This window comes from Agromyces mariniharenae (assembly GCF_008122505.1).
Taxonomy (GTDB): domain Bacteria; phylum Actinomycetota; class Actinomycetes; order Actinomycetales; family Microbacteriaceae; genus Agromyces; species Agromyces mariniharenae.
The window spans coordinates 834132-860742 of record NZ_VSSB01000002.1 but is presented as its reverse complement, the minus strand read 5'-3'; the positions used below and the strand labels follow the sequence as shown (position 1 = coordinate 860742).

Annotated in this window: 23 protein-coding genes; 13 read left to right on the top strand and 10 right to left on the bottom strand. The window is 73.1% G+C overall.

The genetic code is table 11. The features are described 5' to 3' along the window. Positions 1-28 precede the first annotated feature (28 nt). From FYC51_RS17290 to FYC51_RS17265, 6 genes are all read left to right on the top strand, one after another. The gene (locus FYC51_RS17290) at positions 29-751 is read left to right on the top strand and encodes a hypothetical protein (RefSeq protein WP_148734993.1); all 723 of its coding nucleotides are present in this window, start codon (positions 29-31) and stop codon (positions 749-751) included. Next, positions 748-2283: a DNA polymerase Y family protein gene (locus FYC51_RS17285; RefSeq protein WP_148734992.1), complete on the top strand. Its 1536-nt coding sequence runs from the start codon at positions 748-750 to the stop codon at positions 2281-2283. Before FYC51_RS17290 ends, FYC51_RS17285 begins: the two co-directional genes overlap by 4 nt. Beyond that, entirely contained in the window at positions 2283-5732 is a 3450-nt protein-coding gene (locus FYC51_RS17280) for an error-prone DNA polymerase (RefSeq protein ID WP_148734991.1), read from the top strand. Before FYC51_RS17285 ends, FYC51_RS17280 begins: the two co-directional genes overlap by 1 nt. 65 nt (positions 5733-5797) lie before the next feature. Then, on the top strand, positions 5798-7021 hold the full coding sequence (locus tag FYC51_RS17275) for an MFS transporter (protein ID WP_187432710.1): 1224 nt from the start codon (positions 5798-5800) through the stop codon (positions 7019-7021). A 59-nt stretch (positions 7022-7080) separates the two neighbouring features. After that, positions 7081-7953: a DUF3097 domain-containing protein gene (locus FYC51_RS17270; RefSeq protein WP_148734989.1), complete on the top strand. Its 873-nt coding sequence runs from the start codon at positions 7081-7083 to the stop codon at positions 7951-7953. Between the two features lie 192 nt (positions 7954-8145). Then, a complete protein-coding gene (locus FYC51_RS17265; protein ID WP_148734988.1) occupies positions 8146-9240 on the top strand; it encodes a VIT1/CCC1 transporter family protein in 1095 nt (364 codons plus the stop codon). Between the two features lie 57 nt (positions 9241-9297). Here FYC51_RS17265 and FYC51_RS17260 read toward each other — a convergent pair whose 3' ends face one another. Next, positions 9298-9774 carry an Lrp/AsnC family transcriptional regulator gene (locus FYC51_RS17260; protein ID WP_148734987.1) on the bottom strand — a complete coding sequence of 159 codons (477 nt, stop codon included), beginning with the start codon at positions 9772-9774 and terminating at the stop codon, positions 9298-9300. 110 nt (positions 9775-9884) lie between these two features. Here FYC51_RS17260 and FYC51_RS17255 point away from each other — a divergent pair, with 110 nt between their 5' ends. Next, on the top strand, positions 9885-11111 hold the full coding sequence (locus FYC51_RS17255; protein WP_148734986.1) for a trans-sulfuration enzyme family protein: 1227 nt from the start codon (positions 9885-9887) through the stop codon (positions 11109-11111). A 64-nt stretch (positions 11112-11175) separates the two neighbouring features. Here FYC51_RS17255 and FYC51_RS17250 read toward each other — a convergent pair whose 3' ends face one another. Continuing rightward, a complete protein-coding gene (locus FYC51_RS17250; RefSeq protein ID WP_148734985.1) occupies positions 11176-12603 on the bottom strand; it encodes an MFS transporter in 1428 nt (475 codons plus the stop codon). 91 nt (positions 12604-12694) lie between these two features. After that, positions 12695-14500 (bottom strand): DEAD/DEAH box helicase, encoded by a 1806-nt coding sequence (locus tag FYC51_RS17245; RefSeq protein ID WP_238476435.1) that lies wholly within the window; start codon positions 14498-14500, stop codon positions 12695-12697. A gap of 117 nt (positions 14501-14617) precedes the next feature. On the opposite strand from FYC51_RS17245, the gene FYC51_RS17240 reads away from it, so the two are divergent. Next, on the top strand, positions 14618-15403 hold the full coding sequence (locus FYC51_RS17240) for an SGNH/GDSL hydrolase family protein (protein WP_148734983.1): 786 nt from the start codon (positions 14618-14620) through the stop codon (positions 15401-15403). Between the two features lie 6 nt (positions 15404-15409). Here the strand turns inward: FYC51_RS17240 and FYC51_RS17235 are convergent, their stop codons facing one another. Next, entirely contained in the window at positions 15410-16699 is a 1290-nt protein-coding gene (locus FYC51_RS17235) for a D-alanyl-D-alanine carboxypeptidase family protein (protein WP_148734982.1), read from the bottom strand. Positions 16700-16777: 78 nt separating this feature from the next. Beyond that, a complete protein-coding gene (locus tag FYC51_RS17230; RefSeq protein ID WP_148734981.1) occupies positions 16778-17581 on the bottom strand; it encodes a TrmH family RNA methyltransferase in 804 nt (267 codons plus the stop codon). A 112-nt stretch (positions 17582-17693) separates the two neighbouring features. Between FYC51_RS17230 and FYC51_RS17225 the strand changes: the two genes are divergently transcribed. Beyond that, complete coding sequence (locus FYC51_RS17225; RefSeq protein ID WP_148734980.1) at positions 17694-18515, top strand: NAD-dependent protein deacetylase; 822 nt, start codon at positions 17694-17696, stop codon at positions 18513-18515. Between the two features lie 31 nt (positions 18516-18546). Here FYC51_RS17225 and FYC51_RS17220 read toward each other — a convergent pair whose 3' ends face one another. Together FYC51_RS17220 and FYC51_RS17215 are read right to left on the bottom strand one after the other, a co-directional pair. Continuing rightward, the gene (locus tag FYC51_RS17220) at positions 18547-19647 is read right to left on the bottom strand and encodes a glycosyltransferase family 4 protein (protein ID WP_148734979.1); all 1101 of its coding nucleotides are present in this window, start codon (positions 19645-19647) and stop codon (positions 18547-18549) included. Further along, complete coding sequence (locus FYC51_RS17215) at positions 19644-20537, bottom strand: alpha/beta fold hydrolase (RefSeq protein ID WP_148734978.1); 894 nt, start codon at positions 20535-20537, stop codon at positions 19644-19646. Before FYC51_RS17215 ends, FYC51_RS17220 begins: the two co-directional genes overlap by 4 nt. Before the next feature lie 111 nt (positions 20538-20648). Between FYC51_RS17215 and FYC51_RS17210 the strand changes: the two genes are divergently transcribed. Together FYC51_RS17210 and FYC51_RS17205 are read left to right on the top strand one after the other, a co-directional pair. Beyond that, a complete protein-coding gene (locus FYC51_RS17210; protein WP_148734977.1) occupies positions 20649-21452 on the top strand; it encodes an exonuclease domain-containing protein in 804 nt (267 codons plus the stop codon). Between the two features lie 183 nt (positions 21453-21635). Then, positions 21636-22106, top strand: coding sequence for a hypothetical protein (locus tag FYC51_RS17205; protein WP_148734976.1), 471 nt, complete (start codon positions 21636-21638; stop codon positions 22104-22106). Positions 22107-22190: 84 nt separating this feature from the next. On the opposite strand, the gene FYC51_RS17200 is transcribed toward FYC51_RS17205, so the two are convergent. From FYC51_RS17200 to glgA, 3 genes are all read right to left on the bottom strand, one after another. Continuing rightward, on the bottom strand, positions 22191-22439 hold the full coding sequence (locus tag FYC51_RS17200; protein WP_148734975.1) for a type B 50S ribosomal protein L31: 249 nt from the start codon (positions 22437-22439) through the stop codon (positions 22191-22193). A 113-nt stretch (positions 22440-22552) separates the two neighbouring features. Then, complete coding sequence (locus FYC51_RS17195) at positions 22553-23338, bottom strand: ABC transporter ATP-binding protein (RefSeq protein ID WP_148734974.1); 786 nt, start codon at positions 23336-23338, stop codon at positions 22553-22555. Between the two features lie 74 nt (positions 23339-23412). Further along, positions 23413-24600 (bottom strand): glycogen synthase, encoded by a 1188-nt coding sequence (glgA, locus tag FYC51_RS17190; protein WP_148734973.1) that lies wholly within the window; start codon positions 24598-24600, stop codon positions 23413-23415. A gap of 88 nt (positions 24601-24688) precedes the next feature. Between glgA and glgC the strand changes: the two genes are divergently transcribed. Together glgC and serB are read left to right on the top strand one after the other, a co-directional pair. Beyond that, entirely contained in the window at positions 24689-25936 is a 1248-nt protein-coding gene (glgC, locus tag FYC51_RS17185; protein ID WP_148734972.1) for a glucose-1-phosphate adenylyltransferase, read from the top strand. Beyond that, complete coding sequence (gene serB / locus FYC51_RS17180; protein WP_238476434.1) at positions 25933-26595, top strand: phosphoserine phosphatase SerB; 663 nt, start codon at positions 25933-25935, stop codon at positions 26593-26595. Before glgC ends, serB begins: the two co-directional genes overlap by 4 nt. The last annotated feature ends 16 nt before the right edge of the window (positions 26596-26611 follow it).

Here is a 26611-nt window from a genome sequence, read left to right as displayed (position 1 = left end):
AACGTATGTTCGAAACTGGAGCATGACCATGACCGCTCCCCTCGTCGCCCCAGCGCCCCGCCCGGCGCGCGTCGAGGAGCTGCAGGCCCGCATCCGCGGGATGCAGGCGACGCGGCTCGACTCGAAGGCCGTGCCGACGCATCCGGCGCTCGAGTCGGTGCTGCCGGGCGGCACGCTCCGCGAGGGCACGGTGGTGCAGGTCGAGGGGTCGACCACGCTGCTCATGGCGCTGCTGGCGGGGCCGAGCGCGAGCGGCCGCTGGGTCGCCGTGGCGGGCATGCCCGAGTTCGGGGTCGAGGCGGCCTCGCGGTTCGGCATCGCGCTCGAGCGGCTCGTGCTCGTGCCCGATCCGGGGCGCCAGTGGCTCACGGTCGTCGCCGCGCTCGCCGACGTCATCCCCGTGGTCGCGGTGCGGCCCGCGGGGCGGGTCTCCCCCGCCGAGACGAGCCGGCTCCAGGCCCGGCTGCGCCAGCGCGGCACCACGCTGCTCGTCGCGGGCGAGTGGCCCGGCAGCGACGCTCGCCTCGGCGTCGAGGCGAGCGAGTGGCAGGGGCTCGAGCGCGGCCACGGGCACCTCGCCGGGCGCGAGGTCGTGGTGAGCGTCGCGGGCCGCGGCGAGTTCGTGCGCCGCACGCAGTCGCGGCTGCGGCTGCCCGGCCGCTCGCTCGAGTTCGCGCCCGTCGAGGCCGCCGCCGCCCAGCCCGTCGAGCCGATCCGCCTCGACGACCTCGAGCGGAGGGCCACCGGATGACCGTCGACACCGGCCGCACCATCGTGCTGTGGTGCCCCGACTGGCCGATCCTCGCGGTGTGCCGCGAGCTCGGCCTCGACCCCGACGCACCCCTCGCGCTCACCGAGGCCGGCCTCGTCTTCGCCTGCTCGGCCGCCGCCCGCGGCGACGGCGTCGCGCGGGGGCTGAAGCTGCGCGAGGCGCAGTACCGCTCCCCCGAGCTCACGGTGCTCGACTACGACATCGCCCTCGACGTGCGCGTCTTCGAGCCCGTGATGCGCCGCGTCGAGGCCACGGTGCCGGGCGTGCAGCTCATCCGCCCCGGCACACTCGCCATGCGCGCCCGCGGGCCGGCGCGCTACTACGGCGGCGAGGAGGCCGCGGCGGCGGCCCTCCTCGAGACCGTCGGGGTGCCCGGCGCCAGGGTGGGCATCGCCGACGGACCGTTCGCGGCCGAGCAGGCGGCGCGCGCCGCGCGCACCTCGTCGGTCGCGATCGTGCCGCCCGGGGCATCCGCGGAGTTCATCGCCCCACTGCCCGTGGGCCTCGTGGTCGACGCCCGCACCACGACGCTGCTCACCCGGCTCGGCGTGCGCACGCTCGGCGAGTTCGCCGCGCTCCCCGCCGACGACGTGCGGCGCCGCTTCGGCGCCGCAGGCGCGCTCGCGCACGACCGGGCGGCCGGCCGGGAGCAGGCGCGGGTCGTCGCGCGCACGCCACCGCCCGAGTTCGAGGTGGAGCAGCACTTCGAGCCCCCGCTCGACCGCATCGACCAGCTCGCCTTCGCGTTCCGCGTGGGCGCCGAGGAGTTCATCGAGCGCATGCGCGCCGTGCGACTCGTGTGCACGGGCCTGCGCATCGAGCTCGACGACGAGGACGGCGGCCACTCGAGCCGCAGCTGGCTGCATCCGCGGTGGTTCACGCCCGCCGACGTCGTCGACCGGGTGCGCTGGCAGCTGCAGGGCGCCGGCACCGCCGACAGCGGGCTCGCCTCCCCGATCGTGCGGCTGCGGGTCGTGCCCGAGCGCATCGACTCCACCGGCAACCACGAAGAGGGGCTCTGGGGCGGCGGCCCCGACGAGCGCGTGCACCACGGGCTCACGCGCGTGCAGAGCATGCTCGGGCACGAGGCGGTCGTGACCGCGGCGATCGGCGGCGGCCGCATGCTCGCCGACCGGCAGGTGCTCGTGCCGTGGGGCGACCGACCGCCCGAGCGCGCGGGCCACGCGCCGTGGCCCGGCAGCCTGCCAGCGCTGGCACCCGCGAGCGTCTTCCGCGAGCGGCTGCCGATCGCGCTCCTCGACGCGCGCGGCGAGCTCGTCGCCGTCGACGGCCGCGGTGCGATCTCGGCGGCGCCCGAGCGGTTCGCCGTGGGCGGCGGCGAGGCCGCGCCGGTGCGCGCCTGGGCGGGTCCGTGGCCGGTCGTCGAGCGCTGGTGGGACGCCGAGCAGGCTAAGCGCGTGCACCGGTTCCAGGTCGTCGACGACGACGGCTGCGCCTGGCTCCTCGTGCGCGATCGCGAGGGCTGGTGGGCCGAGGCGAGGTACGACTGATGGGCTGGAACAACCCGTCGATCCCGTGGTCGGAGCTCGAGCAGAAGCTCTCCGACCGTCGGCGCCCGGGCGGGCCCTCGATCATCGCCGACGGCGGCGACAGCCCCGGGTGGAGTCGCAAGCGGCATCCGTACCGCCCCTCGGAGGGACTCGAGGCGCCGTCGGGCCCGATCGTGCCGTACGCCGAGCTGCACGCGCACTCCGCGTTCAGCTTCCTCGACGGCGCCTCCTCACCCGAGCAGCTCGTCGAGGAGGCGCACCGGCTCGGGCTCTCTGGCCTCGCGATCACCGACCACGACGGCTTCTACGGCATCGTGCGGTTCGCCGAGGCGGCCGAGAGCTTCCCCGAGCTCACCACGGTGTTCGGCGCGGAGCTCTCGCTCGGGCTGCCCGAGCCGCAGATGGGCGTCGCCGATCCCGAGGGCGAGCACGTGCTCGTGCTCGCACGGCAGGAGGCGGGCTACCACCGGCTCGCGAGCGCCATCACCGCGGGGCAGCTCGCGGGCGGCGAGAAGGGTCGTCCGGTCTACTCCCTCGAGGAGCTCGCGTCGCAGTCGGGCGGCGAGTGGGTGATCCCCACCGGATGCCGCAAGGGCGCCGTGCGGCGCGCGCTGGCCGACGGCGGGGCGGATGCCGCGTGGCGCGAGCTCGATCGTCTGGTCGCGCTGTTCGGCCGCGACCACGTCGTCGTGGAGCTCTTCGACCACGGGCACCCGCACGACCAGGATGCGAACGACGCCCTCGCGGCGCTCGCGGAGCGCGCCCGCCTGCCCCTGCTCGCGACCAACGCGGTGCACTACGCCACGCCGGGCGAGCACCGCCTCGCGTCGGCGCTCGCGGCGGTGCGCGCGCGGCGCAGCCTCGACGAGCTCGACGGGTGGCTTCCCGCCTCCGACGGGCTGCACCTGCGCTCGGGCGCCGAGATGATGCGCCGCTTCGACCGGTACCCGGGCGCGGTCGCGCGTTCGGTCACGCTCGCCGAGGAGCTCGGGTTCCGGCTGCGCAGCGCCCGCCCGCGGCTGCCCCGGCAGGAGGTGCCGGAGGGGCACACGCCCATGAGCTGGCTGCGCGAGCTCGTGTGGTCGGGCGCGGAGCGGCGCTACCCCGGGCTCCCCGACCACGTGCGCGAGCGGCTCGCCCGCGAGCTCGACGTCATCGAGCAGAAGGACTTCCCGGGCTACTTCCTCATCGTGTACGACCTCGTGCGCGAGGCGCGCAGTCGCGGCATCCTGTGCCAGGGGCGCGGCTCGGCCGCGAACTCGGCGGTCTGCTACGTGCTCGACATCACCGCGGTGGACTCGATCTACTTCGACCTGCCGTTCGAGCGCTTCCTCTCGGCGCTGCGCGACGAGGAGCCCGACATCGACGTCGACTTCGACTCCGACCGGCGGGAGGAGATCATCCAGTACGTCTACGGCAAGTACGGCCGCCACAACGCCGCCCAGGTGGCGAACGTCATCAGCTATCGCCCGAAGGTCGCGGTGCGCGACATGGCGAAGGCGCTCGGGTACTCCACCGGGCAGCAGGACGCCTGGTCGAAGCAGGTCGAGCGGTGGGGCGCCGTGGTCTCCACCGACGACCACGACATCCCCGCCCCGGTCGTCGAGCTCGCCGAGCAGCTGCTCACGTTCCCCCGGCACCTCGGCATCCACTCGGGCGGCATGGTGCTCACCGACCGGCCCGTCGGCGAGGTGTGCCCCATCGAGCACGCCCGCATGGAGAACCGCACGGTGCTGCAGTGGGATAAAGACGACTGCGCGTGGATGGGCCTCGTGAAGTTCGACCTGCTCGGCCTGGGCATGCTCGCCGCGCTGCAGTACACGTTCGACCTCGTGCGCGAGACGACGGGCGAGGAATGGGAGCTCGCCACCATCCCGAAGGAGGAGGCGGCCGTCTACGACATGCTCTGCCGCGCCGACTCGGTGGGGGTGTTCCAGGTCGAGAGCCGCGCGCAGATGGGCACGCTCCCCCGGCTGCAGCCGCGCTGCTTCTACGACCTCGTCGTCGAGATCGCGCTCATCCGGCCCGGTCCGGTGCAGGGCGGTGCGGTGCACCCCTACATCCGCCGGCGCACGGGCGAGGAGCCGGTGAGCTACCTGCATCCGAAGCTCGAGCCCGTGCTCGCCCGCACCCTCGGCGTGCCGCTGTTCCAGGAGCAGCTCATGCAGATGGCGGTCGCGGTCGGCAACTGCAGCGCGGCCGACGCCGACCTGCTGCGCCGGGCGATGGGCTCCAAGCGCGGCATCGAGAAGATCGAGCGGCTCCGCGAGAAGCTCTACGCCGGCATGGCCGAGAACGGCATCGCCCTCGACGTGGCCGACTCCATCTACGAGAAGATCGAGGCGTTCGCGAACTTCGGCTTCGCCGAGAGCCACGCCCTGAGCTTCGGGCTGCTCGTCTACGCGAGCTCCTGGCTGAAGCTGCACTACCCCGCCGCGTTCCTCGCCGCGCTGCTGCGCGCGCAGCCGATGGGCTTCTACTCCCCGCAGACGCTCACCGCCGACGCGCGACGGCACGGCGTGCGGATGCTGCGGCCCGACATCCTGCGCTCGGGCGTCGACGCGCGGCTGGAGGCGATCGATGCGGCATCCGGTGCTCGGGGCGATGGCGCTGCCGACGTTGCCGGCGACGACCGGCGCGCGGCGACCGGCATGGACGCGTGCGTCGACGCCGTACAGCCGCCCGTCGACCGCTTCGACCGGGAGGCGCCCGACCGCTCCGCCGACCACCGGCGCGACGGCGCGTACGCCGTGCGGCTGGGGCTGGCCGACGTCTCGTCGATCGGCACGGCCGTGGCCGAGCGCATCATCGCCGAGCGCGCCGCCCGCGGCCCGTACCGCGACATGGCCGACGTCTCCCGGCGGGCCGGCCTCGACGCCGAGCAGCTCGAGGCGCTCGCCGCGGCCGGCGCGTTCTCGGGCTTCGGACTCGAGCGACGCGAGGCGCTCTGGCTCGCGGGCGAGGCCGCGCAGGACCGCGAGGAGTACCTCGCCGGGTCGGTCGTCGTGGTGCAGCCGCCGCTGCTGCCGATGCTGAGCGACGCCGAGCAGGTCGTGTACGACCTGTGGGCGACGGGCATCTCCCCCGACGACCACCCGATCCGGCACATCCGCGAGCAGCTCGACGAGCGGGGGGCGATCCGCATCGACCGCCTGCGGCAGACCGAGAGCGGCCGGCGCATCGAGGTGGGCGGCGTCGTCACGCACCGACAGCGGCCGGCGACGGCGAGCGGCATCACGTTCATGAACGTCGAAGACGAATCGGGCACGCTCAACGTGATCGCCGGGGTCGGCGTGTGGAACCGCTACCGGCGCGTCGCCCGAGAGGCGCCCGCGATGATCGTGCGCGGCATCCTCGAGCGCTCCCCCGAGGGGGTCGTCAACCTCGTCGCCGACCGGTTCGAGCGCCTCATCGTGAAGGCGCCGAGCCGCTCACGCGACTTCCGCTGAACCCGAACGAGGCGCCCGTCCGCCGACTCGCCCGCAGCGTGGCCGCCGGGCATACAGTGAGCCCTGTGGGGAACCGCGGTCGGCGAGCCCGCGCCGACGGAGCCGAGATCACGACGCGCGAACCGGCGGAGCGCCTGTTCACGTCCTCGTTCGTGATGCTCGCGGTGGCCGACCTCGGCTACTTCACCGCCGCAGGCGTCGCGATCTTCGTGCTTCCCCTGCACGTCACCGGCCCGGTCGGCGGCGACGAGGCAGCTGCCGGCCTCGCGTTCGGCGTGTTCGCGGTGTCGGCGCTCCTGCTCCGGCCGTTCGCCGGCCGCCTGGCGGACGTGTACGGCCGACTCCCCCTGCTCCTCGGCGGCGCCCTGCTCGCCGCGGCCAGCCTCGTGCTGCTCGCGCTCACCCGCGACCTCGTCTCGGTCGTGGTGCTGCGCCTCCTGGCGGGCGTCGCCGAGGCCGCGTTCTTCGTCGCCGGGTTCGCCGCGCTCGCTGACCTCGCTCCGCCGTCCCGGCTCGGCGAGGCGCTCTCGTACAACTCGCTCGGCCTCTACCTCGGCATCGCGCTGGGGCCCGTGCTCGGCGAAGCCCTCACGCAGCTCGGCGGCGCCACCCTCGCGTGGTGGGGCGCCGGTGGGCTGGCCGTGCTCTCGGCGGTCCTGGCCCTCTTCATCGGTGAGACCCGGGAGGGCCCGGCGCCCGAACCGGGCGATCGCCACCTCGTCCATCGTCCCGCGCTGCCGATCCTCGTCGGGTTCCTCGCATCCCTCCTGGCGATGGGCGGGTTCCTGGCCTTCGTGACGCTCCACGGCACGCGTGTGGGCTTCGAGGTGCCGAGCCTGGCGCTCTTCACCTACGGCGCGGTCGTCGTGGTCTGCCGGGTCGCCTTCGCCAAGGTGCCCGACCGCCTGCCCGCCCTCCGCCTCGGCGCCGCCGCGCTCATCACGATCGCGCTCGGCCTCACCGTGGTCGCCATCTGGGCGTCGCCGGCCGGACTCGTCGTCGGCGCCGCGATCACTGCGGTCGGCGTCGCCTTCTCGACGCCGGCATTCTTCTCCGCCATCTTCGCCACGGCATCGCCCTCGCAGCGCGGTGTCGCTTCGGGCACCGCCAGCGCCGCGATCGACCTGGGCCTCGGCCTCGGCCCGATCGCGCTCGGCCTCCTGGCGCAGCCGTTCGGGATCCCGTGGGCCTTCGGGGCGGGGGCGGCGATCGCGGGGCTCGGCGCGATCTGGACGCTCGCCCTCTCCCGGCGGACGGCGAGCCGCGAGCGTCGACCGGCGTCCGCGTGATTCCCCGATCGGCCGTGTCGACGCGCGACCGTCCGGGGCGCGTCCGCTAGCCTCGACCGGTGCCGACCCCGACCCACGATCCGAACGGACCCGATCGCTACGGCGCCGACGTACTCGCGGGCGACTGGCGGTCACAGGGACGCCGAACGATCCCGACGCTCGAGGCCGAGCGCGACCTCGTCGTCGAGCTCGCCGCCGACGGGTTCTGCGGGGCCGTCGTGGCGGTCGACAAGCGGCACGTGACGCTGGAGGACCGGTTCGGCGCGAAGCGCGTGTTCCCGCTCGGTCACGGCTTCCTCGTCGACGGAGAGGCCGTGCAGCTCGTCTTCCCGACGCCGAAGGCCCCTGCCGGGCGGCTCCGCACGGCGTCGGGCTCGTTCGCCGTCGGGCAGGCGCCCGCCCGCGTCGCCCTGCCCAGCCGCATCTTCGTCGAGGGCCGGCACGACGCCGAGCTCGTCGAGAAGGTCTGGGGCGCCGACCTGCGCATCGAGGGCGTCGTGGTCGAGTACCTCGAGGGCGTCGACGTGCTCGCCGCACAGCTCGACGACTTCCGACCGGGACCCGGCCGCCGCGCGGGCATCCTCGTCGACCACCTCGTGCCGGGCTCGAAGGAGCAGCGCATCGCGGACGCGGTGGCGCGCGGCCCGCACGGCCGGCATGTGCTCGTGGTGGGGCATCCGTTCATCGACGTCTGGCAGGCCGTGAAGCCCGCTCGCCTCGGACGCGATGCGTGGCCCGTCGTCCCTCGCGGCACCGAGTGGAAGCACGGCGTGTGTGCGGCGTTCGGCTGGCCGCACGCCGACCAGGCCGACATCGCGCGGGCGTGGCAGCACATCCTCGGCCGCGTGCGCGGCTACGGCGACCTCGAGCCCGCGCTCCTCGGTCGCGTGGAGGAGCTCATCGACTTCGTGACCGCGCCGCCTGAGGGTTGAATCCGAACGCTTTCGCGGTGACTCCCGTTCGGCAGCCCGAAACCCGTTCGGCGCTCCGAAATGCTGCCAATCCGGGCCGATCGGCCGGTTCTCGCCCGGCGCGCCGATATCGTGGCTGAGGCCGCGTGAGCGGCGAGGACGTGACGGAGCGGGAGCGACCGGACGTCGGCTCCCCGATGGGATGTGGAGCAGATGACCGACGAACGGCCGGGAACGGCGGCGGACCGGGCACGCTGGCGGCGCTACCTCGCGGACGAGCGGGCGGAGGCAGCGGTCTACCGCGAGCTCGCTGCGCGACGCGACGGCGAGGAGCGGGAGATCCTGCTCGCCCTCGCAGCGGCCGAGGGGCGGCACGAGGCGCACTGGCTCCGGCTGCTCGACGGCGACGACTCCGGCGTGCCGCGCGCCGACCTGCGCACCCGGATGCTCGGCGGCCTCGCCCGCCGCTTCGGCTCGATCTTCGTGCTCGCGCTCGCCCAGCGCGCCGAGGCCCGCTCCCCCTACGCCACCGACCCCGACGCGACCGCCGCCATGGCGGCCGACGAGCGCATCCACGGCGAGGTCGTGCGCGGGCTCGCCGCACGCGGTCGTCGCCGGCTCGCGGGCACGTTCCGCGCGGCAGTGTTCGGCGCCAACGACGGCCTCGTCTCCAACCTCGCGCTCGTGCTCGGCATCGGCGCGACGGGTGTTCCGGCGTCCGTCGTGCTGTTCACCGGCATCGCGGGCCTCCTCGCGGGCGCGCTCTCGATGGGCGCCGGAGAGTACGTGTCGGTGCGGTCGCAGCGCGAGCTGCTCGAGGCATCCGCCCCCGACCCGACGGCGCGCGAGGCGCTCGTCGATCTCGACCTCGACGCGAACGAGCTCGCCCTCGTGTACCGCGCCCGCGGCATGGACGAGGGCGACGCCAGTGAGCACGCGGCGCTCGTGATGGCCCGGGTGCGGGCGGCCGAGCAGCTCGCAGCGCCCACCGACGCGCTCACGGTGTCGGCGCCGCACGACGACGAAGCCGTCGGCACGGGCCTGTCGGCCGCGATCTCGAGCTTCCTGTTCTTCGCGTCGGGCGCACTCATCCCGGTGCTGCCGTGGATCTTCGGCCTGAGCGGCACCGTCGCGATCATCACGGCGACCGTGCTCGTGAGCATCGCGCTCCTCGCCACGGGCGCCACGGTCGGCCTGCTCTCGGGCGCATCGCCGATGAAGCGCGCGTTCCGCCAGCTCGCGATCGGGCTCGGCGCGGCCGCAGTCACCTACGTGCTCGGCCTCGCGTTCGGCACGACGATCGGCTGACGCGCGGTCGTCTGGACTGCCGCTCCGCGCTGGTGGGCGTACGACGCGGTCGTGCGCCTACCCGACGAGCCGGTTCCAGCCGTCGCCGTCGACGTGCTCGAAGATGAGGTTCGTCTCGGTGTGCGCCACGGCCGGATGCCCCGTGAGATGCGCGAGCACGAACTCGCGGAGCTCCTCGGCGTCGCGTGCCGCGACGTGCAGCAGGTAGTCCTCTGCGCCCGCCATGTGGAAGACGCCGAGCACACCCGGCAGGTGGGGCACCTGCGCACGGAACGCGTCGATCTCGCTGCGGTCGTGCTTCACGAGCCGTACCGCGATGAGCGCCTGCAGCGATACCCCGAGCGAGGCCAGGTCGACGTCGACACGGTAGCCGCGCACCGTGCCGAGGCTCTGCAGTCGGCGCAGCCGAAGCGATACGGTGGACTCGGCGACGCCGACCTCCGCGGCGAGGGCGGCGCCCGAGGCCCTCGCATTCGCCGAGAGCGCGCGCAGCAGCGCACGGTCGACGCGGTCGAGTTCGGGTTTCTGCGCCATGAGCTCGGCTCCCCTCGGTGTGGCGTGAAGATTCTTCGGTCTTGAGAGTCTAGCGCGATGATCGTGCATGCGGGTTTGCGTATTGCTGCAGATCCTGCTTTCTTCGAGGCATGCAGACATCGTCGTCGCAGTTCGAGACCCGCGCCGTGCACGGCGGCATGGACGGGGTCCGGGCGAGCGGATCCCACGTTCCCGTCATCGACTTCTCCACCACGAACCCGCTCGGGTCGGTCGAGACCGGCGGCCTCTCCTACGAGGAGCTCGCCACGGGGCACGACCTCGGCGAGGGCCGCTCGGCCGTCTACCAGCGGCTCTGGCAGCCCGGTGTCGCGCGCTTCGAGGACTCGCTCGCGGGCCTCGAGGGCACCGAGGGCGCGGTCGCGTTCGCGAGCGGGATGGCGGCGCTCGCGGCGACGCTCATCGCGACGGCCTCCGCCGGCAAGCCGCACGTCGTGGCCGTGCGTCCGCTCTACGGCGGCACCGACCACGTGCTCGAGAGCGGCCTGCTCGGTACCCGGGTCACCTGGACCGACGCCGACGGCATCGGCGCCGCGATCGAGGCCGACACCGGCCTGGTCGTCGTCGAGACGCCCGCGAACCCGACCCTCGAGCTCCTCGACCTGCGCCGGGTGACGGATGCCGCGGGCGACGTGCCCGTGCTCGTCGACAACACCTTCGCCACGCCCGTGCTGCAGCGCCCGGCCGAGCACGGCGCCACGCTCGTGCTGCACAGCGCGACGAAATACCTCGGCGGACACGGCGACGTCATGGGCGGCGTCGTCGCAGCCGACCGCGACTGGGTCGAGCGGCTCCGCCGCGTCCGCGCCCTCACGGGCGGACTCCTGCACCCGATGGCCGCGTACCTGCTGCACCGAGGCCTCCGCACGCTGCCGGTGCGGGTCCGCGCCCAGCAGGAGACGGCCCGCCTGCTCGCCGAGCGCCTCATCGCACACCCGGCCGTCGTTCGCGTGCACTACCCCGGGTTGCCCGGTCAGGACCCGCAGGGCCTCGTCGGCACGCAGTTGGCGGGTCCCGGCTCGATCATCGCGATCGAGCTCGCCGGCGGCTACGACGCCGCGGCGCGCTTCACGGAGTCGTGCGAGCTCGCCACGCACGCGGTATCGCTCGGCGGGGTCGACTCGCTCGTGCAGCACCCCGCGTCGCTGACGCACCGACCCGTCGCGGGCGAGGCGAAGCCGAACGCGGCGGTCGTCCGCATCTCGGTCGGCCTCGAGCACGTCGACGACCTCACGGCCGACTTCATGTCGGCGCTCGACGCCGCGGCCGAGCACGGCGGGCTCGCGATCCCCGAGCGCGCCGACGCCACGGTCGCCTGAGCCGCCGCGAGCCCCGCTCCACGAGCAGCGTGCTTCGCGCGAGGTGCGGCCCCGCCCGCCCCGCTCACTCGGCGGCGTGCGGGGGCACGTGCGCCGAGCCGTGCGACGGTGCATCGGCGGCCGGCGGCGTCGCACCGGTGGCCTCGGGCGTCGGCGTCGGGTTGCGGATGCCGAGCCACGACACGACGCCGCCGATGACCAGGAACACGGCCGTGGCGACGGCCGCACGTCGGTAGCCGGCGACGTCGAGCTGGGTGCCCACGATGACGCCGATGCTCGCGATCGCGACGAGCCCGGCGATGCGGGCCACGGCGTTGTTGACCGCGGAGCCGATGCCCGCGCGGGCCGGGTCGACCGCGCCGAGGATGGCGGCGGTGAGCGGCGCCACCGTGATGGCCATGCCGAGCCCCATGAGCAGGATGCCGGGCAGGAGGTGCAGCCAGTAGTTCAATTCCGCCTGCACCATGACGGTGAGCAGGTAGCCGACGCCGACGACGAGCGGCCCGATCGTCATGAAGATGCGCGGGCCGTAGCGTGTCGACAGGGTGCCGAACCGGGAGCCGAACAGCACGAGCATGATGGTGGGCGGCAGGGTCGCGAGCCCTGCCATCGTGGCCGAGAACCCGGCGAACTGCTGCAGGAAGATCGTCAGCGCGAACGGCCCGAGCGAGAACGCCGCGTAGATGAAGAGCGTGGCGACGTTCCCCCAGGCGAAGTTGCGCGCCCCGAACAACGAGAGCGGCAGCATCGGATGCCGCGTGCGCCGCTCCCACAGCACGAATGACACGAGCGCGGCGAGCCCGACGACGAGCGGCACCCACACCACGGGCGACGCCCACCCGAACCGGCCCTGCTCGATGAGGGCGAACACCGTGCCGCCGAGCCCGACGACGCCGAGCGCCGCGCCCACCCAGTCGATCGGCTCGCGATCGGGGTTCGGCTCGTCGCGCCCGAGCGCGTGCATCATCACGAGCACCACGGCGATCGGCAGGACGTTGATCCAGAACACGAGCCGCCACGAGACCAGGTCGACGAGGAGCCCGCCGAACAGCGGCCCGATGAGGAACGCGCTCGTGGTCCATGCGGTCCACTGCCCGATCGCGCGGCCCTGCTCGGACTTCGAGAACGTCGCGATGATGATCGCCAGCGAGCTCGGCACGAGCAGTGCGCCCGCTGCGCCCTGGAGGGCACGGCCGACGATGAAGACGATGCCGCTCGGCGCGATCGCGCAGATCACCGAGGTGACGGCGAAGCCGTAGAGCCCGATGCGGATGATGCGCAGCCGGCCGAAGGAGTCGGACAGCGACCCCGCGAGCAGGATGAACGCGCCGAGCGTGAGCAGGTACGCGTCGACCGCCCACTGCTGCAGGGCGAGGCCGCCGCCGAGCTCGGCCGCGAGCGACGGCAGGGCGACGTTGATGACCGCACCGTCGAGGAACGCGATGAACGAGACGACGATGGCGACGATGAGCACTCGGGTGCGGCGTTCCACTCGCCCATGCTGGCACACGCCGCCGACGTCCGCCGAGCGCGTGGGGTCGAGCGCCGTCAGCGTCCGCAGAGCACGTCAGCCGTGCGCGCGTTCAGCGCCCGCCGAGCCGCTTGCGCAGCAGCTCGATGCGCGCCTGCAGCTGCGTCACGGTCGCGTGCGCGACGTCGGGACCGCCGCACGCACGCCGCAGCTCGCCGTGCACGAGCGAGTGCGGATTGCCCGTCTGCCGGGCGTAGAGCCCGACGAGGGAGTTGAGCAGCGATCGCTGCTCCTTGAGCGTGCGGTAGAGCGCCACCGGCTCGGCCTGGTCGGATGCCTCGGACTCGACCGCGTGTCGTCGACGATCCCCCGCGCGGCGCGCCTGCCGCGCCTGCCGGTGACGCAGCAGCTCCGAGACCTGCTCGGGCTCGAGGAGTCCGGGGATGCCGATGAAGTCGTGCTCCTCGTCACTTCCGGGCTCGGCCAGCGTGCCGAACTCGGTGCCGTCGAAGACGACGCGATCGAATGCGGCATCCGAGGCGATCGCCTCCCAGGTGCCGAGGCCGACCTCCTCCGACGCGCGGTCCTCGCGGTTCGCGGACTCGAGGAGGCCGTCGTCGAGGCCGTCATCGTCGCGGTCGCCGTCGCGGCGGTCGAGCGCATGGTCGCGCTCGAGCTCGAGCTGGGCCGCGAGCTCCATGAGCACCGGCACGTTCGGGAGGAACACCGACGCCGTCTCGCCGCGGCGCCGGGCGCGCACGAAGCGGCCGATCGCCTGCGCGAAGAACAGCGGCGTCGAGGCGCTTGTCGCATACACGCCGACGGCGAGCCGCGGCACGTCGACGCCCTCGGACACCATGCGCACGGCGACCATCCAGCGCCGCGTGTCGCCCGAGAACTCCTCGATGCGCGCGCTCGCCTCCTTCTCGTCGGAGAGCACCACCGCGACGGGTTCACCGCAGATGCCCTCGAGGATCCGGGCGTACGCCCGAGCGACGGTCTGGTCGGTCGCGATGACGAGCCCGCCGGCATCGGGAATGGACTGGCGGACCTCGGTCAGGCGGCGGTCGGCCGAGGCGAGCACGGCGGGGATCCACTCCCCCGTCGGCTCGAGCGCCGTGCGCCAGGCCGACGAGGTGATGTCCTTCGTGTTGTCCTCGCCGAGCCGGGCCTCCATCTCGTCGCCGGCCTTCGTGCGCCAGCGCATGTGGCCGGCGTAGACCATGAAGATGACGGGCCGAACGACGCCATCGGCGAGCGCCCGCCCGTAGCCGTAGTCGTAGTCCGTCTGCGACAGGCGGATGCCCTTCGCGTCGGGCTCGTACCGCACGAACGGGATGGGCGCCGTGTCGGACCGGAACGGCGTGCCCGTGAGCGACAGCCGCTTCGTCGCCGGCTCGAACGCCTCGCGGATCGCGTCGCCCCAGGAGAGCGCGTCACCGCCGTGGTGCACCTCGTCGAGGATGACGAGCGTGCGCCCCGAGATCGTGAGCTCGCGGTGCAGCGCGGGGCGCATCGCGACCTGCGCGTAGGTGACCGCGACGCCGTGGAAGTGGCGGGCGGTCTGGCCGTGGGCGTTGCGGAACCCGGGGTCGAGCCGGATGCCGGCTCGGGCCGCGGCATCCGCCCACTGCCGCTTCAGGTGGTCGGTCGGCGCGACGACCGTGATGCGGTCGATGACGCGCCGGTGCCGCAGCTCGGCGGCGAGGCGCAGGGCGAAGGTCGTCTTGCCGGCGCCCGGCGTCGCTGCGGCCAGGAAGTCGCGCGGCAGCTCGGCGAGGTACTGCTCGAGGGCTTCGGCCTGCCACGCGCGCAGCTTGCTCGCGGTGCCCCACGCGGCGCGTTCTGGGAAGGACGGGGAGAGGTGCTCGGCGGCCGAGGTGCCCGGCAGGTGGCCGGATGGGGTCGCTGTGCTCACTGGATCCGAGCGTAGCGGAGGGCCCCGACATCCCCGAACCGGACGGTCGGGCAGACGGTCCGGCGCACGCCGGGCACGGTGACCGGCCGCGTCGGCAGCCGTTGGCACAATGGAGGCATGGTCAAGCAGCAGCATCCGTGGTCCCGCTACGTCGCCCTCGGCGACTCCTTCACGGAGGGCATCGGCGACCCCGAGCCCACCGTGCCGGGCGGGCACCGCGGCTGGGCCGACCGCGTGGCCGAGGTGCTCTCGCTGGGCACCGAGGACTTCGCCTACGCGAACCTCGCGGTGCGCGGCAAGCTCATCCAGCAGATCGTCGACGAGCAGCTCGAGCCCGCGCTGGCGCTCCGGCCCGACCTCATCACGATCTCCGCGGGCGGCAACGACGTCATCCGTCCGGGCACCGACCCCGACGAGATCGCCGCGAGGTTCGAGTACGCGATCGAGCGCCTCTCCCGCGACCACGCCACCATCGTGCTGTTCACGGGCGTCGACGTGGGCTTCTCCCCCGTCTTCCGCGGCATCCGGGGCAAGGTGGCGATCTACAACGAGAACCTGCGCTCGATCGCCGCGAAGCACGACTGCATCGTGGCCGACCAGTGGGCGCTCGCCGAGATCCAGGACCAGCGCATGTGGGCGCCCGACCGCCTGCACCTCAACTCGCTCGGCCACCACACGGTCGCGCGCATGGTGCTCGCGGCGCTCAACGTCGAGAACGACCTCCAGCCCATGAAGCCCGAGCCGCTGCCCCAGGGCACGTGGCGCCAGGCGCGCGTCGAAGACCTCGCGTGGGCGCGCGAGTACCTCGTGCCGTGGGTGCTCCGCCGCGTGCGGCACCAGTCGTCGGGCGACCTCATCTCGGCCAAGCGGCCGGATGCCGGGCCGTACACGCTCCCCGACTGAGGCGCGTCAGCCGGCCGTCGTCGCCGGCACCGCATCGAGCGCGCCCGGGTGCGTGAGCCGCCACCAGGCGCCGGGGTCGGTGATCGTCGCGTCGAGCACGAGCGGCACCGTGATCTCCTGCGTGCCGGCGTGCACGACGGCCGTACCCACCTCGTCGCCGCGGGCGCCGAGCGTGACGGGGTTCGCGTGCACCTCGACGTCGACGGGCGTGTCGTTCCACACGACGACGGTCGCCCCGCTCGTCGTGCGCGCCCGGGCGGTGTCGCCCCACGGGGTGTCGTAGGTCGCGAGCGCCTCGTCGGCCTCGAGCGGCGCCACCTCGTGGAAGCCGGGCGCGATGGAGTCGAGCAGGGCGGCGATCGCGTCGTTCAGCACGGCGTGCGTCTGGCCGCCGAGCAGCACGCCGACGACCGTGATCGAGGAGGCGCCCACCGCGAAGTCCGCCGAGAACAGCAGGTTGGCCGCGTCATCCGTCGTGCCCGTCTTGATGCCGTCGACGCCGTGCGTGCCGAGCAGCTTGTTGCCGTTCTTCAGCGTGCCGAGCTCGGGGATGTCGACCGCCTGCGTCGCGACGATCTCGGCGAGCACCGGGTTCTCGAGCGCGAGCTCGCCGAGCTGCACGAGGTCGGCGGCCGTGCTCACGTTGTCGAGCGACAGGCCGCTCGAGTCGGCGATCCGCGTGTTCGCGAGCCCGTGCGCGTCGAGCCAGGTGCGCGCCTGGTCGAGGAAGCCGTCGACCGAGCCGAACGCCCAGTTCGCGATGGAGATCGCGTAGTTGTTCCCCGACGGCAGCATCATCGCCTCGAGGCTCTCGCGCAGCGTCAGGGTCGCCCCGGCCCGCACCGGCGCGACCGAGCCGTTCTGGGCGATCATGTCCCAGTAGATGTCGACGTCGGCGTCGGTGTACGTGAGCTCGGGGCCGCCCTCGCCGGCCGCGATCGGATGCTCCTCCAGCACGACCAGCGCGGTGATCACCTTCGTGATGCTCGCCGTCGCCATGGGCGCCTGCTCGTTGCCCGCGACGAGCAGCCCGTCGTAGCCGACCGCCGCCACCGCGTACGTGCCGAACCCGGGCAGCGCGAGCGCCTGCGGGGCGGCCACGACGGGCTCGGGATCGGTGACCGCGGGCTGGGCGGCCGGAACGGGTGCCCCGAGCGCGCCGGCGGTGTAGACGCCGCCCGTCGTGAGCAGCGCGACCACGAGCGCGAGCGCGCCGAACACGACGATGCGGCGCCGGCGGTAGACCGCGGCGCTCGGGCGACGCGCGTCGACGTCGGCGGGGGCAGGGGATGGCACGCATCGAGCTTAACCGCGCCGGCTGGTGATCCCCGGTACGGCGCGGGTCGCACCGGCGTCGACCGCGGCGCCGACCACTCAGTCGACCGCGAGCGCGTAGAGCACCACGGCCGCAGCCGCCGCGACGTTGAGCGAGTCCACGCCGTGCGTCATCGGGATCGTCACGATGCGGTCGGCCGCGTCCAGCGCCCGGGGGCTGAGCCCGTCGCCCTCCGCGCCGAACACGAGCGCGAGCCGGTCGGGCGCGTCCGTCGCGAGGTTCCGGAGCGACACGGCGTCGTCGGCGAGTGCGAGTGCCGCGATCGAGAACCCGTGGGCGTGCAGCATCCGGGCCGCCTCTGGCCACTCGGGCAGCCGGGTCCACGGCACCTGGAACACCGTGCCCATGCTGACCCGCACGCTCCGCCGGTAGAGCGGGTCGGCGCAGCGGGGCGTCACGAGCACGGCGTCGGCGCCGAGGGCGGCGACCGAGCGGAAGATCGCGCCGACGTTCGTATGGTCGACGATGTCCTCGAGCACGACGACCCGTCGCGCGCTCGCGAGGAGCTCGCCCGGGTCGGGCATCGGCGGGCGCTCGAACGCGGCGAGGGCGCCGCGATGCACGCGGTACCCGGTGATCGCCTCGAGCTGCTCGGGCTCGGCGAGGTGCACGGGGATGTCGAACGGCTCGAGCACCTCCTCGAGCCCCGGCAGCCACTTCTCCTCCATGAGCACCGAGCGCGGACGGTGCCCGGCGCCGATGGCGCGGCGGATGACCTTCGCGGACTCGGCGATGTAGAGGCCGTTGGCGGGCTCGTGGGCGCTGCGCAGCGCCACGTCGGTGAGTCCCGCGTAATCGGCCACGGCGTCGGATGCCGCGTCGCGGACGCGTTCGATGTGCATGGTCCTCCTCCCCTCCAGCCTGCCAGCGCCCGAAACAATCCCGAAAACCGACGCGTCTAGAATCGGACCACCGTCGAAGGGAGACACGCTGGTGCCTGGCCTGGAAGCCCCGATGCTGACCGACGAGCTGCTCGATGCGGCCGTCGGGCTGATGCGCGGCGCGCGGGTCGCGGTGCTCACGGGCGCGGGCGTGTCCACCGACTCCGGCATCCCCGACTACCGCGGCGAGGGCGCTCCCGTTCGCACGCCGATGACGTTCCAGGCGTTCCTCTCCTCGGAGGCCGCGCGCAAGCGCTACTGGGCCGGCAGCCACCTCGGCTGGCGCAACTTCGGCGCAGCACGGCCGAACACCGGGCACCTGGCCCTCGCCGAGCTGGAGGCGGGCGGCGTCGTGCCCGGCATCGTGACCCAGAACGTCGACGGCCTGCACCGCCGCGCCGGCAGCCGGCACGTCGTCGAGCTGCACGGCGGCATGGACCGCGTGCTCTGCCTCACCTGCGGGCAGCACTACGCCCGCCAGGCCATCGCCGACCGGCTCTCCGAGCTGAATCCCGCGACCGACCTCGACGTGGCGATCCGCATGGCGCCCGACGGCGACGTCGAGGTCGACGACGTCGACGCGATGGTCATCCCCGCGTGCACGGTCTGCGGCGGCATCCTGAAGCCCGACGTCGTGTTCTTCGGCGAGTTCGTGCCCGCCGACACCTACCAGGCGGCCGCGTCGCTCGTGCAGGCCGCCGACACGCTGCTCGTCGCGGGCTCGTCGCTCGTCGTGAACTCGGGTGTGCGGCTCCTCGAGCTCGCGCGTCGGCGCCGCATGCCGATCATCGTCGTCAACCGCGGCATCACGAAGGGCGACAGCCGCGCCGCCGTGAAGATCGACGCCGGCACGAGCGAGACCCTCGTCGCCATGGCCGACGCGCTGCTCGGCTGACGCCTGCGGGCCTGCCGCGGCTGCCCCGGCGTCAGCGCCGACGGCCGTCGCGACGCCGACGCGTCCCCGGCGCCACCGTGCGGCGCATGAGCTCGAGCAGCTGCTCGGCCGACCTCGCCCAGGTGAAGCGTGCGGCGACGTCGACGGATGCCGCGGAGCGGTGCTCCCACTCCCCCGGCCGCCCGAGCGACCACAGCGCGGCGACGAGCGCCTCGGGGTTGTCGGGATCGAAGTAGAGGGCGGCGTCACCGCCGATCTCGCGGAAGATCGGGATGTCGCTCACGACCACGGGCGTGCCGAGGCGCATCGCCTCGACGAGCGGGATGCCGAAGCCCTCGGCGCGGGACGCGTGCACGAGCGCCGTCGCGCCCGACAGGAGCTGCGCGTACTCGGCATCGGTGACGCCGTCGTGGAACACGAGGCGCGCCTGCGGTGCGAGCCGGGTCAGCCGCTCGCGCTCGGCGCGGCCGATGCGACTGGCGAGGTGCAGCTCGTGGTCGGGCAGGGCGGCCACCGCGCGCACGAGCGTGTCGACGTTCTTGTAGGGCATGTAGGAGCCCATGTACACGAGCCGGTTGCCCTCCGGTCGCGCGCGCGGCAGCGCCGGCGTTCCGAGGTCGTCGGCGGCGTTCGACACCACCGTGACGGGGCGATCGGTGAGGTGGTGCTCGCGGATGAGGCCGGCGGTGGTCTGCGACACGGTGACGACCGCGTCGGCGCGGTTCAGCAGCATCCGCTGGGGCCACCAGGCGAGGTGGTACAGCCGCCAGAGGATGCGCACGAACCAGGGCAGGTCGCGCGGCGGCGTGCGGTTCTCGTAGTAGATGAGGTCGTGCAGCGTCAGCAGGAGCTTGTAGTTCCGGCCCCACGAGCCCATGGTCTGCATCGGCGTGAAGACGATGTCGGGCCGCAGCTGCTTCACCTGCCGCGCCACGAACGGCTCGCGCGGGCTCGTCGGCGAGGTCACGAGCTGCCACGGCAGGGACGGCAGCAGGTCGAGCTGGCGGTGGTCGCTGATGAGCATGGTGAGCGGATGCCGCTTCGCGAGCTCGGTCACGATGCCCGCCGTGAAGCGGCTGATGCCGTCGTGGTGCCCGATGCGCACGTAGCGGCAGTCGACGACGATCCTCACGCGCGTGCTCCCGAGCGGAGGAACCGCAGGATGCGCCCCGCGGCATCGCCCGGCGTCTCGTAGTGGATCAGGTGCCCCACCTCGGGGATGACCTCGAGCGTCGCGTCGGGGAACAGGGTCGCGAGCCGGTGCTGCGCCTCGATCGGCGTGACGTCGTCGCGCTCGGCCGCGACGAGCAGCGTCGGCACGTCGATGTCGTGCGCGTACTCGCTCACGTCGTGGCTGACCGACGCGCGGAATGCCTCGAGCACGGCGTCGCGGTCGCCGAACGCGGAGAAGTAGCGGTCGTGCTGGTCGTGGATCCAGCGTCGGAGCGACTTGGAGCGCGTCTTCGCCATGGTGACGCTCATGACCCGCACGATCGCGCCGTTGCGCAGCAGCGCGAAGCCGGCCTTCTCGGGCAGCGCGGCCGCGGTGCGGTAGTAGCCCACGGCGAGGCGGGTCATGATCGCGCGCGGGCCCTCGAGCGCGGGCGCGCCGATCGGGTTGACGAGCACCAGCCGCTCGGGCCGCAGTCCGCGCGCGACCGCCGCGGACGAGATGATCGATCCGAACGAGTGGCCGAGCAGGGCGTACGGGCCCGTGATGCCCACTGCGTCGATGAACGCCGCGAGCCAGTCCGCGTAGGCGTCGATGTCGTGCGGCCGGTCGGCGAACGTCGCCGACTCGCCGAATCCGGGCAGGTCGGGCGAGATGAACCGGAACCCCGGCAGCTGCGCGACGACGGGCTCGAGGCCGTGGTGGTCGCCGCGGAAGCCGTGCACGAGCACGAGCACCGGGGCATCCGCCGGGCCGTACTCCCACCACGCGGTCTCGGTGCCGTCGACGTCGACGCGATGCTCGCTGACGGGGATGCGAGCGAGCTGCTCGTCGTACGGGGAGGCGATCATTCCGCACATTCTACGGCGCGGGGGCTGGGCGATCGCCCCGGCTCCACAGTGCTCGCGACACACGCGGCGCGCTCCCCCGGGTCTGTGGGTGGCCGCCCATAGCCTTCCACCATGGATGCCTCGAGCAGCGCCCGCTGGGCCGATACCCTCGCCGTCTTCGACCTCGAGACCACCGGCATCGACGTCGACACGTGCCGCATCGTGACGGCCCACGTCGGTGTCATCGGCGCCGACGGCGCGGTGCTCGAGCAGCAGGAGTGGCTCGTCGATCCGGGCGTCGAGATCCCCACCGCCGCATCGCTCATCCACGGCGTCACGACCGAGCGCGCCCGCCTCGAGGGCCAGTCGGCCGTCAGCGCCGTCGCCGAGATCATCGCCGCGTTGACGGATGCCGCGAGCCGCGGCCTGCCGATCGTCGCCTACAACGCCGCCTACGACCTCACCGTGCTCGAGCGCGAGGCCGAGCGCTACGGGCACGCGCCGCTCCCCGGACCGGGTCCCGTCGTCGATCCCCTCGTCATCGACAAGGCCGTCGACCGCTACCGACGTGGCAAGCGCACGCTCACGGCCGCTGCCGCGCATTACGGAGTGCCGCTGCTCGACGCCCACGATGCCGGCGCCGACGCCGTCGCCGCCGGCCGGGTGGCGCAGGCGATCGCGCGCGCGTTCCCCGAGCTGGCGGCGCTCGCCGTGGGCGACCTGCACGACCGGCAGGTCGACTGGTGCCGCGAGCAGGCCGAGAGCTACCAGGCCTACCGGCGGGCGAACGGCGAGCCCGCATTCACGACCTCGGGCGCCTGGCCCGTGCGACGCGCGACCGCGGTGCTCGTCGTCGGCGCCCCTGCTTCGGTCGTGGCGCCACCGGCAGCCGTCGAGGCGCCCCTGCCGCCCGGCTCCGACGACATGCTCTTCTGAGGCTCGTCTGCGCGATCTCGGAGCATTCGCCAAGGTCGCATGCAGGAAGAACTGGCGGAGGTGCGGCGTGCCGCCGAAGTCCGCGCCGCGTGTCGGCAGAATCTTCCTGCATCTGTCGCAGCACACGGCGTGGTGCGTCCGCAAGGCCGTTGCTCCCGAGCCGTGAGGTCGTAGGCTCCGGGCATGACGGATTCCGAGCCGATCCAGCGGCACGTCTGGCTCCTCGACGGTCGCTCGCTGTGCGATCGGAGCAGTCGCCCCGCGGAGCTCCGCCCACCGACGCCCGAGGAGTTCGACGCGGAGACCGCCCAGACCGAGGCCGCGCCCGCGTGCACCGCCTGCCTGTTCCTGGCCGCGAACCTGCGACAGGACGCGGCGGCCATCCTCCGCGACGCACGGAGCGTCTGGCCCCCCACCGCCGCGGCGGCATGGGAGTCGCTCACCGACACGCGCTGGACGCAGCGCCTCGACGTCGAGGCGATCGCCCGATCGGAGCCGGTCGACGCGCCGCCCGACTTCGACGGCCTGGTGCTCGCCCTCGACGCCGCCGAGCTCGATCGGATCCGCGCCGAGTGGGCGGCCGATCGGCAGCGTCGGCGCAACGCCCTGATCGGCTACTGGACCCCGTCGCAGGACTCCGAGGATGGCACCTGATCCCGTCGAGCCGTGCCGCGAGACCGTCGCCGGGCACGCCGAAGGGCGGACGACCGGAGTCGCCCGCCCTTCGGATCGGCAGGATTACTTGCCGAAGTTCTTGAAGCGCTGGTTGAACTTCTCGACGCGGCCGGCCGAGTCCATGATGCGCTGCTTGCCCGTGTAGAACGGGTGCGACTCCGACGAGATCTCGACGTCGATGACGGGGTAGGTGACGCCGTCGAGCTCGATGGTCTTGTCGCTCGTCGCGGTCGAGCGGGTGAGGAACGTGGCGCCCGAGGCGAGGTCGCGGAAGACGACGGCGTTGTATTCGGGGTGGATGTCGGTCTTCATGGAGACTTCCTTGTTGATCGGATGTGACGGGGAATCCCGCGCGCTGGGCGCAGGGAAAGCATGATGGCCCTCGGGCCAGCTATCGAGTCTAGCAGAGTCGACGCGACCGCACGTCAGGCGGCGCGCGCAGCGAACCGCCCGTCGGCCTCGGAGAGGTCGATCGACAGCCCGAACGTGTCGCTGAGGCTCTCGGACGTGAGCGCCTCGGTCAGCGGGCCGGCGGTCACGACCTTTCCGCCGGAGAGCAGCAGCGCGTGGGTGAAGCCCTGCGGGATCTCCTCGACGTGGTGGGTGACCATGACGATCGCGGGCGACGACGGCGACGAGGCGTAGCCGCCGAGCAGGCCGACGAGCTCCTCGCGCGCGCCGAGGTCGAGGCTCGCGGCGGGCTCGTCGAGCAACAGCAGCTCGGGATCGGTCATCACCGAGCGGGCGATCTGCACGCGCTTCTGCTCGCCGTCGGAGAGGCTGCCGAAGCGGCGCTCGGCGAAGCCCTCGAGGCCCCACTCGGTGAGCACGCGCTGCGCGCGACGGAGGTCGATCTCCTCGTACTCCTCGTTCCAGCGTCCGGTGACCGAGTAGGCGGCGGTGAGCACCACGTCGAGCACGGTCTCGTTCTTGGGGATCTTGCGCGCCATCGCGGTGGACGCGAACCCGATCATGGGGCGCAGCTCGAAGACGTCGACCTTGCCGAGCGCCTCCTGGAGCACGTCGGCCGTGCCCTTGCTCGGGTGCATCGCTGCGGCCGCGATCTGCAGCAGGGTGGTCTTGCCCGCTCCGTTCGGACCGAGGATGACCCAGCGCTGGTCGGAGTCGACGCTCCACGTCACCGAGTCGAGGATCGGATTCCCGTCTCGGATGACCGACACGTCGTGGAACTGCAGCACCGTACTCGCCATGCCCACCATGCTATCGGGACCGGAAGGGCCCTCCGGTCCGCGCGCAGTCCTCGACGACGCCCCGTGGCGGTGGCTCAACTCCCGAGGACCCGTGCGTAGAGCTCGCGCGTGCGGGCGGCGATCGCGCCCCACGCGAAGTGCTCCTCAGCGCGCCGGCGACCGGCCGCCCCCATCGCGTTCGCCGTGGCCGGATCGCTCACCACGCGGGTCAGCGCCGCGGCGAGGTCGGCGACGAACGCGTCGGGGTCGAGCGGGGTTCCGGTGCCGTCGTCGACCTGCTCGATCGGCACGAGCACGCCCGTGACGCCGTCGTCGACGACCTCGGGGATGCCGCCGGTCGCCGTGCCCACGACGGGCGCGCCGCACGCCATCGCCTCGAGGTTCACGATGCCGAGCGGCTCGTACACCGAGGGGCAGACGAACGTGGTCGCCGCGGTCAGGAGCGCCGTGAGCTCGGGCCGCGGGAGGTGCCGGTCGATCCACACGACGCCGCCGCGCTCGGCGCTGAGCTCCTCGACGAGGCCCGTGACCTCGGCCATGATCTCCTCGGTGTCGGGTGCGCCCGCGCACAGCACGAGCTGCACGTCGGCGGGCAGCAGCCGCGCCGCGCGCAGCAGGTACGGCAGGCCCTTCTGCCGCGTGATGCGGCCGACGAAGATGACCGACGGGCGGTCGGGGTCGAGCCCCAGCGACCGTGCGAGGTCGGCGTCGTGGTTCGGCTTCCAGTCGGTGAGGTCGATGCCGTTGTAGACGACCTCGACGCGCTCGGGGTCGATGGCGGGGTACGCGCGCAGGATGTCGCGGCGCATGCCGTCGCTCACGGCGATCACGGCGTCGGCGTCCTCGAACGCGCTGCGCTCGACCCACGAGGAGAGGCGGTAGCCGCCGCCGAGCTGCTCGGCCTTCCACGGACGGAGCGGCTCGAGGCTGTGCGCGGTGACGACGTGCGGGATGTCGTGCAGGCGCTTGGCCGTGAAGCCGGCGAAGTTGGCGTACCAGGTGTGCGAGTGCACGAGGTCGGCGCCCGCGGCATCCCCGGCCATCAGCAGGTCGACGCCCATCGTGCCGAGCGCGGGGTTGCGGCCGTCGAACTCGGCGGGTGTGCCGTAGCCGATCGTGCCCGGTTCGTCGCGTGGCGCGCCGAAGCAGCGGACGACCACGTCGAGGTCGCGGCGGAGCGCCCTGACGAGCTCTGCGACATGCACCCCCGCTCCTCCGTAGACCTCGGGCGGATACTCGCGGGTGAGCAGGTCGACACGCATGCTGCAACGGTAGCGCAGCGGATGCGGCATCCGACATGGGCCGACATCGACCCCCGAAATCGCACGGCGTCTGACTACGCTGGGGTCCATGGCCACGCGCAAGGTATTCGGCATCGTGCTCGCCGGCGGCGAGGGCAAGCGGCTCATGCCCCTCACGGAGGACCGGGCCAAGCCCGCGGTCCCGTTCGGGGGACAGTACCGGCTCATCGACTTCGCCCTGTCGAACCTGCTCAACTCCGGCCTGAGGCAGATCGTGGTGCTGACGCAGTACAAGTCGCACAGCCTCGACCGCCACATCTCGCAGACGTGGCGCATGAACGGGCTGCTGAACTCCTACGTGGCCTCGGTGCCCGCGCAGCAGCGCCTCGGCAAGCGCTGGTTCTCGGGGTCGGCCGACGCGATCCTGCAGAGCCTCAACCTCATCTACGACGAGCAGCCCGACATCATCGTCGTCGTCGGCGCCGACCACGTCTACCGCATGGACTTCAGCCAGATGATCGACGCGCACATCCAGTCGGGCCAGGCGGCGACGGTCGCGGCGATCCGCCAGCCCATCTCGCTCGCCGACCAGTTCGGCGTCATCGAGGTCGACAAGGAGCACCCCGACCGCATCCATCGCTTCCTCGAGAAGCCGAAGGAGCCCGTCGGACTGCCCGACGCCCCCAACGAGGTGCTCGCCTCGATGGGCAACTACGTCTTCGACGCCGACGCGCTCATCGACGCCGTGCTCCGCGACGGGGAGCGCACCGACTCGAGCCACGACATGGGCGGCGACATCATCCCCGCCTTCGTCGCGCAGGGCGCGGCGGGCGTGTACGACCTCAAGCGCAACGACGTCCCCGGCTCCACCGACCGCGACCGCTACTACTGGCGCGACGTGGGGACGATCGACTCGTTCTTCGAGGCGCACCAGGACCTCATCTCGGTGCTGCCCGTCTTCAACCTCTACAACCGCGAGTGGCCGATCTTCAGCCAGCAGCTCAACTCGCCGCCCGCGAAGTTCACGCGCGACGCCCGCGGCTCGCTCGGCACGGTCATCGACTCGATCGTGTCGCTCGGATCCGTCATCTCGGGCGCCCACGTCGAGCGCAGCGTGCTCGGTCCGTGGGCGATCGTGGGCTCCGGCGCGCACGTCGCCGACTCGATCCTGTTCGACCGCGCCCGCATCGAGGCGGGCGCGACCGTGCAGCGGGCCATCCTCGACAAGGAGGTCGTCGTCGAGGCCGGTGCGCACATCGGCGTCGACCGCGCCGAAGACCTGGCGCGCGGCTTCATCGTGACCGACAGCGGCATCACGGTCGTCGGCAAGGGCTCACGGGTCCGGGTCACGGCGTGACGGGCACGGCGGCCGGCCGCGCGAGCGGCCCCCTCGTCGTGCTCGACGCCGACTCCACGCTCATCCGCGAGGAGGCGATCGAGCTGCTGGCGGATGCCGCGGGCAGCCTCGAGCTCGTCACCGAGGTCACCGAGCGCGCGATGCGCGGCGAGCTCGACTTCGCCGAGAGCCTGCGCGAGCGCGTCGCGACGCTCGCCGGACTGGACGTCGCCGAGTTCGAGCGCGCCCGCGCCCGGATGACGCCGACGGCGGGCGTCGAGGAGCTCATCGAGCGGGTGCACGCCATCGACGGCCGGGTCGGCGTCGTCTCGGGCGGGTTCCACGAGCTGCTCGATCCGCTCGCCGAGCGGCTAGGTCTCGACTTCTGCCGCGCGAACCGCCTGGAGGTGGTCGACGGCCGCCTCTCGGGGCGGGTCGACGGCGCTGTCGTCGATGCGGCCGGCAAGGCCGCGGCGCTCGAGGAGTGGGCGGCGGCGAGCGGCATCCCGCTCGAGCGCACGGTCGCCGTGGGCGACGGCGCCAACGACCTGCAGATGCTCGGCCGGGCTCGCCTGGGGGTCGCCTTCTGTGCGAAGCCGGTCGTGCGCCGGCAGGCGGATGTCGCGATCGACGCACCCGACCTCAGCGCGGTGCTGCCCCTCCTCGGCCTGCGCGGCTGACCCGGTCGCGAGAGCG

Bases quoted from the DNA above. Each gene is read 5' to 3' on its own strand.
- FYC51_RS17290 (WP_148734993.1), top strand. From the start codon at position 29: ATGACCGCTCCCCTCGTCGCCCCAGCGCCCCGCCCGGCGCGCGTCGAG.
- FYC51_RS17285 (WP_148734992.1), top strand. From the start codon at position 748: ATGACCGTCGACACCGGCCGCACCATCGTGCTGTGGTGCCCCGACTGG.
- FYC51_RS17280 (WP_148734991.1), top strand. From the start codon at position 2,283: ATGGGCTGGAACAACCCGTCGATCCCGTGGTCGGAGCTCGAGCAGAAG.
- FYC51_RS17265 (WP_148734988.1), top strand. From the start codon at position 8,146: ATGACCGACGAACGGCCGGGAACGGCGGCGGACCGGGCACGCTGGCGG.
- FYC51_RS17260 (WP_148734987.1), bottom strand. From the start codon at position 9,774: ATGGCGCAGAAACCCGAACTCGACCGCGTCGACCGTGCGCTGCTGCGC.
- FYC51_RS17255 (WP_148734986.1), top strand. From the start codon at position 9,885: ATGCAGACATCGTCGTCGCAGTTCGAGACCCGCGCCGTGCACGGCGGC.
- FYC51_RS17240 (WP_148734983.1), top strand. From the start codon at position 14,618: ATGGTCAAGCAGCAGCATCCGTGGTCCCGCTACGTCGCCCTCGGCGAC.
- FYC51_RS17230 (WP_148734981.1), bottom strand. From the start codon at position 17,581: ATGCACATCGAACGCGTCCGCGACGCGGCATCCGACGCCGTGGCCGAT.
- FYC51_RS17225 (WP_148734980.1), top strand. From the start codon at position 17,694: ATGCTGACCGACGAGCTGCTCGATGCGGCCGTCGGGCTGATGCGCGGC.
- FYC51_RS17215 (WP_148734978.1), bottom strand. From the start codon at position 20,537: ATGATCGCCTCCCCGTACGACGAGCAGCTCGCTCGCATCCCCGTCAGC.
- FYC51_RS17210 (WP_148734977.1), top strand. From the start codon at position 20,649: ATGGATGCCTCGAGCAGCGCCCGCTGGGCCGATACCCTCGCCGTCTTC.
- FYC51_RS17205 (WP_148734976.1), top strand. From the start codon at position 21,636: ATGACGGATTCCGAGCCGATCCAGCGGCACGTCTGGCTCCTCGACGGT.
- FYC51_RS17200 (WP_148734975.1), bottom strand. From the start codon at position 22,439: ATGAAGACCGACATCCACCCCGAATACAACGCCGTCGTCTTCCGCGAC.
- FYC51_RS17195 (WP_148734974.1), bottom strand. From the start codon at position 23,338: ATGGCGAGTACGGTGCTGCAGTTCCACGACGTGTCGGTCATCCGAGAC.
- glgA (WP_148734973.1), bottom strand. From the start codon at position 24,600: ATGCGTGTCGACCTGCTCACCCGCGAGTATCCGCCCGAGGTCTACGGA.
- glgC (WP_148734972.1), top strand. From the start codon at position 24,689: ATGGCCACGCGCAAGGTATTCGGCATCGTGCTCGCCGGCGGCGAGGGC.